Source organism: Variovorax sp. CAN15, from assembly GCF_030462475.1.
In the GTDB taxonomy this organism is placed as follows: domain Bacteria; phylum Pseudomonadota; class Gammaproteobacteria; order Burkholderiales; family Burkholderiaceae_C; genus Variovorax.
Genome location: NZ_JASMRZ010000015.1, coordinates 70,331 through 81,613, shown reverse-complemented (window position 1 = coordinate 81,613; position 11,283 = coordinate 70,331). Strand labels below are relative to the sequence as shown.

The 11,283-nt window shown below is 67.9% G+C and carries 9 protein-coding genes and 1 tRNA gene; 5 read left to right on the top strand and 5 right to left on the bottom strand.

All coding sequences use genetic code 11. The features are described 5' to 3' along the window. Positions 1-146: 146 nt before the first annotated feature. Positions 147-221: transfer RNA gene (locus tag QMO14_RS13300), tRNA-Arg, on the bottom strand. Positions 222-264: 43 nt separating this feature from the next. Further along, on the bottom strand, positions 265-936 hold the full coding sequence (locus QMO14_RS13295; protein ID WP_301507682.1) for a TetR family transcriptional regulator: 672 nt from the start codon (positions 934-936) through the stop codon (positions 265-267). Between the two features lie 178 nt (positions 937-1,114). On the opposite strand from QMO14_RS13295, the gene QMO14_RS13290 reads away from it, so the two are divergent. The 4 genes from QMO14_RS13290 to QMO14_RS13275 all read left to right on the top strand — a co-directional run bounded on the left by QMO14_RS13290 (position 1,115) and on the right by QMO14_RS13275 (position 7,794). Continuing rightward, the gene (locus QMO14_RS13290; RefSeq protein ID WP_301507681.1) at positions 1,115-2,374 is read left to right on the top strand and encodes an efflux RND transporter periplasmic adaptor subunit; all 1,260 of its coding nucleotides are present in this window, start codon (positions 1,115-1,117) and stop codon (positions 2,372-2,374) included. 18 nt (positions 2,375-2,392) lie between these two features. Continuing rightward, positions 2,393-5,560 carry an efflux RND transporter permease subunit gene (locus QMO14_RS13285; protein ID WP_301507680.1) on the top strand — a complete coding sequence of 1,056 codons (3,168 nt, stop codon included), beginning with the start codon at positions 2,393-2,395 and terminating at the stop codon, positions 5,558-5,560. Beyond that, complete coding sequence (locus QMO14_RS13280) at positions 5,553-6,998, top strand: efflux transporter outer membrane subunit (RefSeq protein WP_301507679.1); 1,446 nt, start codon at positions 5,553-5,555, stop codon at positions 6,996-6,998. Before QMO14_RS13285 ends, QMO14_RS13280 begins: the two co-directional genes overlap by 8 nt. A gap of 175 nt (positions 6,999-7,173) precedes the next feature. Further along, positions 7,174-7,794 carry a cytochrome c5 family protein gene (locus QMO14_RS13275; RefSeq protein ID WP_301507678.1) on the top strand — a complete coding sequence of 207 codons (621 nt, stop codon included), beginning with the start codon at positions 7,174-7,176 and terminating at the stop codon, positions 7,792-7,794. A gap of 56 nt (positions 7,795-7,850) precedes the next feature. On the opposite strand, the gene QMO14_RS13270 is transcribed toward QMO14_RS13275, so the two are convergent. The 3 genes from QMO14_RS13270 to QMO14_RS13260 are packed head-to-tail and all read right to left on the bottom strand — an operon-like array spanning position 7,851 to position 9,953. After that, on the bottom strand, positions 7,851-8,414 hold the full coding sequence (locus QMO14_RS13270; protein WP_301507677.1) for a DUF2946 family protein: 564 nt from the start codon (positions 8,412-8,414) through the stop codon (positions 7,851-7,853). 4 nt (positions 8,415-8,418) lie between these two features. Continuing rightward, positions 8,419-9,441 carry a YheT family hydrolase gene (locus QMO14_RS13265; protein WP_301507676.1) on the bottom strand — a complete coding sequence of 341 codons (1,023 nt, stop codon included), beginning with the start codon at positions 9,439-9,441 and terminating at the stop codon, positions 8,419-8,421. A 59-nt stretch (positions 9,442-9,500) separates the two neighbouring features. Continuing rightward, positions 9,501-9,953: a nuclear transport factor 2 family protein gene (locus QMO14_RS13260; RefSeq protein WP_301507675.1), complete on the bottom strand. Its 453-nt coding sequence runs from the start codon at positions 9,951-9,953 to the stop codon at positions 9,501-9,503. 217 nt (positions 9,954-10,170) lie between these two features. Here QMO14_RS13260 and rutA point away from each other — a divergent pair, with 217 nt between their 5' ends. Next, positions 10,171-11,283 (top strand): pyrimidine utilization protein A, encoded by a 1,113-nt coding sequence (rutA, locus tag QMO14_RS13255; protein WP_301507674.1) that lies wholly within the window; start codon positions 10,171-10,173, stop codon positions 11,281-11,283.

Below are 11,283 nucleotides of genomic sequence, written 5' to 3'. Positions count from 1 at the left end.
CCGCCATTTCGATACCCCTCCAGATACCCCCAACATACGTCGGATTGAGGCATACTTCTTCGGACCTTATCGGACCGAAGAATAGCGCTCTCCAGAGGAGAAAATAAAAAAAGCCGGACACCTTTGGATGTGTCCGGCTTGGTAGCTGGTCCCGCCGCCAGGAATCGAACCTGGATCTCAGCCTTCGGAGGGCCGAATTCTATCCGTTGAAATACAGCGAGGAATCGGTGTCCGGTTTGCGCCGGAATTCGACATTATCGCCTATCAGGCGGCGGCTGTTTCGGCCTCGGCCGCGGCGGGGGCCACCGGCTGCGGCCGGGCGAAGCCGAGCCCCGCCAGATAGACCCTGAAGGTGCGCCTGCCGGTGGGCACGAGGTCGAAGGCCTCCGGGTCGAGCAGCCAGTTCTGGATGAGCCCGCTGATCAGCGCATGCAGCCCCTGCGCCGCCACGTGGCCCGGCACCGGCAGCTTGATGCGGCCGCGCCGCGCGGCCAGGCGCAGCGCCTTCTCGAAATCGGTCACGCAGGCGTTGCGTGCGTCCAGGTGGCGCTGCTGCACAGACGCCATGTCGTGCGTGTACTCGACCTTGTGGGTGGCGACGTCGAACACGCGGCGCACCTGCGGATCGGTGGTCATGAGGGTCAGCGCGTGGACCATGCCCTCCTCGATCTCGGCCAGCGGATCGTCGACGCCGGGCGCGGCGGCCGCCCTCGGCGCGGCCTCCAGCGGCAGGATGACGCGCTCCATCATCGCGTTGAAGAGGTCGGCCTTGTCCTTGAAGTGCCAGTAGATGGCGCCGCGCGTCGCGCCGGCCCGCTGCGCAATCTGCTGCAGCGTGGTCTGCGAGACACCCTGCGCCTGAAACAACAGCTCCGCCGCATCGAGCAACCGATGCCGCGTGGCCAATGCTTCTTCCTTCGTACGACGTGCCACCAAGTCTCCTGATTTGTAAAGACAACGCCCTCTATGTATCGTGGGGCCATTGCTCGGCTGTCACTATACATCCATGAATGTATGTAAACTAGCCGGCTTCCCCGATGGCCTCCCTGGCTGTACAGGTTTACGGCTCACGCCGCGAACGCGCCATCTCCCGTCTTCGCTTCAAAGGAATCGCATGCCTCTCCTGCATGTCTCGCGTCAATCGTCCTTTTCGCCGCGCCTCGCGACCGTGGCCGCCGTCGTCCTGCTGGTCCTCGCGGGCTGTGGCAAGAGCGAGGCGCCCGCAGGCGCGGGCGGTGGCGGCGGCGCTCACCCGGCTCCGGAAGTCGGCGTGATCGTGGCCACGCCGACCGACGTCGGCCTCGTTACCGAACTGCCCGGCCGACTCGAAGCCTCGCGCATCGCCCAGGTCCGCGCCCGCGCATCGGGCATCCTGCTCAAGCGCGAATTCCGCGAAGGCAGTGACGTGAAGGCCGGCCAGTTGCTGTTCCGCATCGATCCGGCGCCGCTGGTGGCCGCCGCCCAGAACGCGCAGGCGACGCTCGCGCGCGCCGAAGCCAACGCCGTGCAGGCCAAGGCCCTGGCCGATCGCTACAAGCCGCTGGTCGAGGCCAACGCGGTGAGCAAGCAGGAATACGCGACCGCCGTGGCTTCGCAGAAGACCGCCGAAGCCGACGTGGCGGCCGGCCGCGCCGCCGTGCAGACGGCCAGGATCAACCTCGGCTATGCCGACGTGACATCTCCCATTGCGGGCCGCATCGGCCGCGCCCTCGTGACCGAAGGCGCGCTGGTGGGCCAGGGCGATGCCACCGAGCTTGCCGTGGTCCAGCAGATCAACCCGATGTACGTCAACTTCACGCAGTCGGCCACCGACGCGATGAAGCTGCGCCGCGCGGTGGCCGCCGGCCAGTACAAGCGCGCCAGCGGCGAGGACGCCGCGACCATCCGCGTGGTGCTCGAAGACGGCACCGACTACCCGCTCGAAGGCAAGCTGCTGTTCTCCGACCTCACGGTCGACTCCACCACCGGCCAGGTCACGCTGCGCGCCGAAGTGCCCAACCCCAAGGGCGAGCTGCTGCCCGGCCTGTACGTGCGCGTGAAGCTCGAGCAGGCCCAGGCCACCAACGCCATCACGGTGCCGCAGCAGGCCGTCACGCGCACCCAGCAGGGCGACACGGTGTCGGTGGTCGACAAGGACGGCAAGATCAGCAAGCGCACCGTCAAGATCAGCGCCGCCAAGGACAACCAGTGGGTGGTGCTCGACGGCCTGAAGGCCGGCGAACAGGTGATGGTCGACGGCTTCCAGAAGCTGCAGATGATGCCGCCGGGCACGCCGGTGAAGGCCGTCCCGTGGACCAAGCCGAACCCCAACGGCGGCGCAGCCAAGCCCGCGGCTGCCGCCTCCGCCGAGAAGACCCCGGCCGAGAAGAAGTAATCAGGAGCGCGCCCGCAAATGGCCAAATTCTTTATCGACCGACCGATCTTCGCCTGGGTGATCGCACTGTTCATCCTGGTGGTGGGCGGTGTGTCAATCACCCAGCTGCCGATCTCGCAGTACCCGCCGGTGGCGCCTCCCGCCATCGTCATCAATGTCGCCTACCCCGGTGCCTCGGCGCAGACGCTCGAGGACAGCGTGCTGTCCGTCATCGAGCGTGAAATGAACGGCTCGCCGGGCCTGATCTACATGGAATCGGTGGCCCAGGCGGATGGCACCGGCTCCATCACGATCAGCTTCGAGCCCGGCACCAACGACGACCTCGCGCAGGTGGACGTGCAGAACCGGCTGTCGCGCGCGACGCCGCGCCTGCCCTCCGCCGTGACGCAGCAGGGCGTGCGCGTGGACAAGTCGCGCAACAACTTCCTGATGTTCGTGATGCTGTCTTCGGACAACCCGAACTTCGACCCGGTGGCGCTCGGCGACTATGCCGCGCGCAACGTCGTGCCCGAGCTGCAGCGCGTGGTCGGCGTGGGCCAGGCCCAGCTCTTCGGCTCCGAGAACGCGATGCGCGTGTGGATCGATCCGGCCAAGCTGCAGGGCTTCAACCTGTCGGCGACCGACGTCAACAACGCCATCCGCGCGCAGAACGCGCAGGTGTCCTCGGGCACGCTGGGCGACCTGCCCAACATCCCGGGCCAGGCCATCGCGGCCACGGTGACGGTGAACGGCCAGCTGGTCAATGTCGAGCAGTTCAAGAACATCGTGCTGCGCGCCAACACCGACGGCTCGACCGTGCGGCTGAAGGACGTGGCCCGTGTCGAACTCGGCGGCCAGTCGTACGCCACCTCGGCGCGCCTGAACGGCGTGCCCGCGGTCGGCGTGGGCGTGCAGCCCACGCCCAACGGCAACGCGCTGCAGTCGGCCAAGGCGATCCGCGCCAAGATGGCCGAACTAGAGCGCTACTTCCCGCAGGGCGTGAAGTGGGCGATTCCGTACGACAGCTCGCGCTTCGTGCAGATCTCCATCACCGAAGTGGTCAAGACGCTGCTGGAAGCGGTGGCGCTGGTGTTCATCGTGATGTTCCTGTTCCTGCAGAACTGGCGCTACACGATCATCCCGACCATCGTGGTGCCGATCGCGCTGCTGGGCACCTTCGCCTCGCTGCTGGCGCTGGGCTTCTCGATCAACGTGCTGACCATGTTCGGGATGGTGCTGGTGATCGGTATCGTGGTGGACGACGCCATCGTGGTGGTGGAGAACGTCGAGCGCATCATGAGCGAAGAGGGGCTCTCGCCGCTCGAGGCGACGCGCAAGGCCATGCGCCAGATCTCCGGCGCCATCATCGGCGTGACGGTGGTGCTGGTGTCGGTGTTCGTGCCGCTCGCGTTCTTCGCGGGCTCCACCGGCAATATCTACCGCCAGTTCTCGGCGGTGATGGTGGCGTCGATCGGCTTCTCGGCGTTCATGGCGCTGTCGCTCACGCCGGCGTTGTGCGCCACGCTGCTCAAGCCGGTCGAAGCAGGCCACCATCACGAGAAGACCGGCTTCTTCGGTTGGTTCAACCGCGGTTTCACGCGCACGGCCAAGGGCTACGAGAGCCTCGTCGCCCGCGTGCTGCGCCGCGCCGCGCGCTACCTCGTCATCTACGCCGCGATCATCGGCGCGGTGGTGTTCACCTACACCCGCCTGCCGAGCTCGTTCCTGCCGCAGGAAGACCAGGGCAACATCATCGTGAACGTGCAGCTGCCCCCGGGCGCCACGCAGGAACGCGCGCTGTCGGTCATGCAGCAGGTCGAGGGCTTCATCCTGAAGCAGCCCGAAGTGCAGAGCATGGTCGGCGTGATGGGCTTCAGCTTCTCGGGCCAGGGCCAGAACGCGGGCCTCGCCTTCGTGACGCTGAAGGACTGGGAAGAACGCAAGGACCCGGCCCACTCGGCCAGCGCGCTGGCCGGCCGTGCCTTCGGTGCGCTCTCGGGCATCCGCGACGCCTTCATCTACCCGCTGAGCCCGCCGCCCATTCCCGAACTGGGCAACGCCAGCGGCTTCAGCTTCCGCCTGCAGGACCGCGCGGGCGCCGGCCACGACGCGCTGATCGCCGCGCGCAACCAGCTGCTGGGCATGGCCTCGCAGAGCAAAGTGCTGGCGCAGGTCCGTCCCGACGGCCTCGAAGACGCGCCGCAGTTGCAGATCGACATCGACCGCGACAAGGCCAACGCGCTGGGCGTGAGCTTCGACGCGATCAACGCGACGCTGTCGACCGCGCTGGGTTCGAGCTACATCAACGACTTCCCGAACCGCGGCCGCCTGCAGCGCGTGGTGGTGCAGGCCGACGCCCCGGCGCGGATGCAGCCCGACGACCTGCTCAAGCTGAACGCCAGCAACACGCAGGGCCAGCCGGTGCCGCTGTCGGCCTTCGCGACCACCAAGTGGGTCACGGGCGCCACGCAGACGGTGCGCTACAACGGCTACCCGGCGATCCGCATCAGCGGCGACGCGGCTCCCGGCTACAGCACGGGCGCGGCGATGGCCGAGATGGAGAAGCTCGCATCGCAGCTGCCCGCCGGCTTCGGCTACGAATGGACCGGCCAGTCGCGCGAAGAGAAGCTCGCCGGCTCGCAGGCCATCATCCTTTACGGCTTCGCGATCCTGGCGGTGTTCCTCTGCCTGGCCGCGCTGTACGAGAGCTGGTCGATCCCGCTGTCGGTGATCCTGGTGGTGCCGCTGGGCGTGCTGGGCGTGCTGGTGGCGACGATGCTGCGCGCCTATTCGAACGACGTGTACTTCCAGGTGGGCCTGATCACGATCATCGGCCTGTCCGCGAAGAACGCGATCCTGATCATCGAGTTCGCGAAGGACCTGCAGGCGCAGGGCAAGGGCGTGATCGAATCGGCGCTGGCCGCCGCGCACCTGCGCTTCCGCCCGATCGTGATGACCTCGCTGGCCTTCGGCCTGGGCGTGCTGCCGCTGGTGCTCGCCTCGGGCGCCGGCTCGGCCAGCCAGCGTGCCATCGGCACCGGCGTGCTGGGCGGCATGGTGACGGGCACGGCGCTGGCCGTGATCTTCGTGCCGGTGTTCTTCGTGGTGGTGCGCAGCCTGTTCAAGGGCAGCGCGCGCCAGCGTGAAGCCGACAAGCGGCACGCCGAAGCCGCCGGCATCTCCGCCGAGGAAACGAAACATGACTAAGAAATTCATTCCCACAGCCCTGGCCGCAGCGATGCTGCTGGCCGGCTGCTCGCTGATCCCGACCTACGAGCGCCCCGCGGCGCCGGTGCCCACCACCTACCCGGGCGACCCATCGCAGCCGCCGGGCCAGGCCGCGGCCAACCTGCCGTGGCAGGACTTCTTCACCGACCCTCGCCTGGCGGGCCTGATCCGCACGGCGCTCGCGAACAACCGCGACCTGCGCGTGTCGGTGCTCAACATCGAGCAGGCGCGCGCGCAGTTCCAGATCGAGCGCTCGAACCTGTTCCCCGCGCTCGGCCTGACGGGCACGGGCTCGCGCTCCAGTCCCAACGCCTACCAGGCGATCGACCCGAGCCAGGGCAGCGTGGCCTCGCAGTACAGCGTCAACTTCGGCTTCACCTCGTGGGAGATCGACTTCTTCGGCCGCATCCGCGCGCTGAAGGACCAGGCGCTGGCGCAGTACCTCGCCACGGACGAGACCCGCAAGGCGGTGCAGATCAGCCTGATCGCCTCGGTCGCCAACGGCTGGCTCACCCTGCTGGCCGATGACGAGCTGCTGGAGATCACGCGGCAGACGATGGTCACGCGCGAGGAGTCGGTGCGCCTCACGAAGCTGCGCTTCGACAACGGCGTGTCCTCGGAACTCGACTTCCAGTCGGCGAACTCGGCACTGGAAACCGCGCGCGCCGCCTATGCGCAACAGCTGCGCACCCGCGCGCAGGACGAGAACGCCCTCGCCCTGCTGCTGGGCGCGCCGGTACCGGCCGATGCCACCGCCGGTGGCGTCAAGGGCCTGGACGGCATCAAGCCGATGCCCGACGTGCCGGCCGGCCTGCCTTCGGACCTGCTGGCCGAACGGCCGGACATCCGCTCGGCGGAGCAGCAGCTGATCGCGGCCAACGCCAACATCGGCGCGGCGCGCGCGAACTTCTTCCCGCGCGTGTCGCTGACGAGTTCCATCGGCACCGCGAGCAGCGAGTTCTCGGGCCTGTTCGACCGCGGCTCCAAGGCCTGGTCCTTCGCGCCGACGGTCACGCTGCCGATCTTCGATGCCGGCCGCAACTTCGCGACGCTCGGCTCGGCCAAGGCCGGACGCGAGATCGCGGTGGCGCAGTACGAGAAGTCGATCCAGACTGCGTTCCGCGAAGTGGCCGACGCGCTCGCGGGCCGCGCCACGCTGGGTGAGCAGGTGCGCGCGCAGCGTGCGCAGGCCGACGCGGAAGCCGTGCGCTTCAAGCTCTCCGACCTGCGCTACCGCAACGGCATCGCCAGCGCGCTCGACCTCCTCGACGCGCAGCGCTCGCTGTTCGCGGCGCAGCAGTCGGCGGTGACGACGCGCCTGCTGCAGCTGCAGAACCAGGTCACGCTGTACAAGACGCTGGGCGGCGGCTGGGCCACGCGCGACGGCGGCAACGACGCCTCGGCCAGCAAGGGCTGAGAAGTAAACCTTGGCGTCTCGACGGGAACGAGAAGCCAAGGCGTCCCGAACAGGGCTGAGACGCCAAGGCGTCCCATAAGGGTGCTCCCTTGCCCCGGCGGGCAAGGGCTCTCTCTATAATCGCCGGTTGGTTAGGAAAAGCCCCCCGACGAGCCCCCGATAATTGAGGACGCGAATGAGCGCAGACCCGCATTACCAGGCCACAGAAGAAGCCCACACCGGGCCGATCAAGAACCCGAAGCAACTGCTGCTCGCGGTATTTTTTTCCTTCATTGCCCCGATCCTGATCATCGTGGGCCTTGTCTCCTACGTGGTCTCGGGCAACAAGCCCGCCGGCACCGCCGAAGGCGACAGCATGGCGCTATACGGCGTGACCAAGGAAGCGCGCGACCGCGAAGTGGCCGAACGCCTCAAGAAGGTCGGCAGCATCGAGATCCGTGACGCCAACCGCCCGCTGGCAACCGGCGAGGCCGTGTTCAAGGCCCAATGCGTCACCTGCCACGGCGCGCCCGGCATTCCCGGAGCCCCGCACCTGAACGACGCAGCAGCCTGGGGCCCGCGCATCGGCCAGGGCTACGCAACGCTGCTCGAGCACGCACTCAAGGGCAAGGGCGCCATGCCTGCGCAGGGTGGCGGCGACTTCGAAGACCTCGAAGTGGGCCGCGCCGTGGTCTACATGGCCAATGCCGGCGGCGCCAAGTTCCCCGTGCCGGATCGCCCTGCCGCTGCGGCGGCGCCTGCAGAAGGCGCTTCGGGCGCGGCGCCTGCCGCACCGGCGAGCGCGCCAGCCAAGTAAGCGTTTTCCCTGATCAGCAAAAAGAAAGAAGCCGGCCCAGCGCCGGCTTTTTCCATTCAGGCTTGCGGGGCCGCAGCAGCAACGGCCGCGTGGCGTTCGGCCGGGCTCAGCACGTGGCCGAAGCGCGAGGGCAGTTCGCTGGCCTGCGCAGCCTCCGGCGTCCAGATGCCCCGTTCGACGGCCTCGGCCGCGATGCCCACGTCCTGCGTGTGCACCAGCCCGAGCCCCAGCGGCGACGCCAGATAGAGCCGGCCGTCCTCGTCGAGCAGGCAGTCCGACACCGTGACCACCGCGCCCGTATGGGCTGTGACGGCGAAGCCGCCACTCGCATCCTCGGCAACACGCCACACCAGTGGCGCGGCCTCCAGTTCCACGTAGACCCGCTGCGGTCCGTTCTGGAAGAACCACTGCCCTTCGTCGTCATGCTCGTAGTTGCGGTGGATGAATTCGATCAGCTTGTCGTGCCGCAGCATCGAGCCCTTGGCGTTGCGGAACGGGCCCTGCGCCTGGGTGCGGTCGTCGCGCATGTACCAGTTGCCGCGCGCGTCCAAGCCCAGCCAGCCGTAGCAGTGCGGCACGTTGGGCCATTTGGCGAGCGCTTGCTTGACGATGTCATCCATAACGTCATTCTCGTTCCGACGACAAGCCCCCACCGTCAGCGGAAGCGCCGCCATGAAGCTGCAGCCAGCCGCCGACGCGCTCCGGCATGCCCCTCACATGCCCCGGCGGCAGCCCCATCGGAAAGCCGACGTGCCCGCCGTGCTCGGGCTGCCACAGCGTGACGTGCGAGCCGACCTCGCCGGGCCCGGGCAGGCTTCGCGCCGGAATGAAAGGATCGTTGCGCGCATTCACCACCAGCGCGGGCACGCGGATCGAGGCCAGGTGCGGCTTGGCCGAGCCCCGCGTCCAGTAGTCGTCGGCATCGCGAAAGCCGTGCAGCGGCGCGGTGAAGACGTTGTCGAATTCGTAGAGGTTGCGCGACGACACCAGCCGCTCGCGGTCGAACAGGCCCGGAAACTGCGCCAGCTTGGCCAGCGCCTTGGGCTTCATGGTCGAGAGGAACATGCGCGTGTAGACCAGCTTGTTGAAGCCCTTGCCGATGGCTTCGCCGCCCGCCGCGAGGTCGAGCGGCGCGCAGACCGAGGCCACCGCGCTCACCACGCCCGAAGCCGTTTCGCCCGCTTCGCAGGCCCATCGCATCAGCGCATTGCCGCCCAGCGACACGCCCGCCGCCAGCACCGGGCCGCCGCCCTTTTGCGCGTGCTGCTCGCGCATGCGCGTGAGAATCCAGCCGATCTCCTCGAAGTCGCCGGAGTGGTAGGCGCGCGGCGCGAGGTTCATCTCGCCGCTGCAGCCGCGGAAATGAGGCACCGCGAAGGCCATGCCGCGTGATGCCGCGAAGGCCGCGAAGGCTTCGGCATAGTGGCTGCGCGACGAGCCTTCGAGCCCGTGGAACAGCACCAGCAGCGGCCGCGCGCCGGGCATCGGCGCGTCGATGAAGTCGACATCGATGAAGTCGCCGTCCGGCGTGGGCCAGCGCTCGCGCCGGTACACCGGTGCCGGCCCGTCGAAGCGACGGGCATAGAGTGCCGCCCAGATGGTCTGCAGGTTGCCGCCGGGCAGCCATCGCGGCGCGGCGTAGCCCATCCCCTGGAGGGATGTTCCGGCAGGAGCAGACGGGGAGAAGGAAGCGACCTGAGAAAGCATCAGTGCAGCGTCTGGGGCGGATCGTTCGCATCGTCCGGCTCGCGCGCGCTGCCGGGGCTCGCATGGTGCGCCACCATGCGCCAGCCCTGCGCGGTCTTGTGATAGACGTTGGTGGCCAGCACGAAGGCATGGCGCGGGCCCTCGGCGGTGAGCACTTCGATGCGCTCCAGCACGTTGTGCACGGCGCTGGCGAGCGACTCGATCTTGCGCACCCGCSCGGGCATGGCGTGGATCGCGCCGTTGCCGAACATCTGCTCGAAGGCCGCGCGGATCGCCACGGCCCCCACCAGCCTCGGGCCGCCGGGGTGCACGCAGAAAACCTCGTCCTCGTCGGCCCAGCAGGCCATCAGCGCGTCGATGTCGCCGCGCTGCAGCGCTTCGTAGAAAGCCGCCTCGACGTCGTCGGCAGTGCCGCCGATGGCCGCGGCGGCGCGGAGTGGAGTCTTGGGCATGGCGTGATTCTGCCGTGCGCTCCGTGACGCGGGCACTGCACCGGTTTGGCTCCGGCCGCACCGCGGTGCCGCAGCCCGGCCGAATCTTCTGCTCCGTTTTGGACCAAATGGTCAAAAGAAAAACACGGAATTTCCGTAAGCCGTTGATCTGAAAAGACTTATTCAACTGGCACGGTGCATGCAAGGAGCCTCCCAACCCGCAACAGGAGCCCTTCCAATGAACGTCGGCATCTTCATTCCCATCGGCAACAACGGCTGGCTGCTTTCCGAGAACGCACCGCAGTACAAGCCCAGTTTCGAACTCAACAAGCAGATCACACTGTCGGCCGAGCGCTACGGCGTCGACTTCGCGCTGTCCATGATCAAGCTGCGCGGCTTCGGCGGCAAGACGGAGTTCTGGGACCACAACCTGGAGTCCTTCACGCTCATGGCCGGCCTTGCAGCCGTCACCAGCAGGATCAAGCTCTTCGCCACCGCCGCCTCGCTGGTGATGCCGCCGGCCATCGTGGCGCGCATGTCGTCCACCATCGACTCCATCTCCAACGGCCGCTTCGGCCTCAACCTCGTCACCGGCTGGCAGCGGCCCGAGTATTCGCAGATGGGCATGTGGCCCGGCGACCAGTTCTTCGGCACGCGCTACCAGTACCTGTCCGAATACATCCAGGTGCTGCGCGACCTCTGGGGCAGCGGCCAGTCCGACTTCAAGGGCGAGCATTTCAAGATGGACGACTGCCGCCTCAGCCCCCGCCCGCAGGCCGACATGAAGGTGATCTGCGCCGGCCAGAGCGACGCCGGCATGGAGTTCTCGGCGAAGTACGCCGACTACAACTTCTGCTTCGGCAAGGGCGTGAACACGCCCAAGGCCTTCGCACCCGCGGCCGACAAGCTCATCGAGGCCACCGCGAAGACCGGCCGCAAGGTCACGACCTACGTGCTGATGATGGTGATCGCCGACGAGACAGACGAGGCCGCGCGCGCCAAGTGGGAGCACTACAAGGCCGGCGCCGATCACGAAGCCATCGCATGGCTGGGCCAGCAGGGCGCGGCCGATACCAAGTCGGGCGCCGACACCAACGTGCGCCAGATGGCCGACCCGACCTCGGCCGTGAACATCAACATGGGCACGCTCGTCGGCTCTTATGAGAGCGTCGCGCGCATGCTCGACGAAGTGGCCGAGGTGCCCGGCACCGAAGGCGTGCTGCTGACCTTCGACGACTTCGTGCAGGGCGTGGAAGCCTTCGGCGAGCGCATCCAGCCGCTGATGAAGAGCCGCGCGCACGTGCAGAGCCCCGTGCCAACGCAGGCAGTGCCCGAGCGCCTCGCGGCCTGA

What these genes read in the sequence shown, in the direction of transcription:
- QMO14_RS13275 (WP_301507678.1), top strand. Translation starts at nt 7,174, where the DNA reads ATGAGCGCAGACCCGCATTACCAGGCCACAGAAGAAGCCCACACCGGG.
- QMO14_RS13270 (WP_301507677.1), bottom strand. Translation starts at nt 8,414, where the DNA reads ATGGATGACATCGTCAAGCAAGCGCTCGCCAAATGGCCCAACGTGCCG.
- QMO14_RS13290 (WP_301507681.1), top strand. Translation starts at nt 1,115, where the DNA reads ATGCCTCTCCTGCATGTCTCGCGTCAATCGTCCTTTTCGCCGCGCCTC.
- QMO14_RS13265 (WP_301507676.1), bottom strand. Translation starts at nt 9,441, where the DNA reads ATGGGCTACGCCGCGCCGCGATGGCTGCCCGGCGGCAACCTGCAGACC.
- QMO14_RS13285 (WP_301507680.1), top strand. Translation starts at nt 2,393, where the DNA reads ATGGCCAAATTCTTTATCGACCGACCGATCTTCGCCTGGGTGATCGCA.
- rutA (WP_301507674.1), top strand. Translation starts at nt 10,171, where the DNA reads ATGAACGTCGGCATCTTCATTCCCATCGGCAACAACGGCTGGCTGCTT.
- QMO14_RS13280 (WP_301507679.1), top strand. Translation starts at nt 5,553, where the DNA reads ATGACTAAGAAATTCATTCCCACAGCCCTGGCCGCAGCGATGCTGCTG.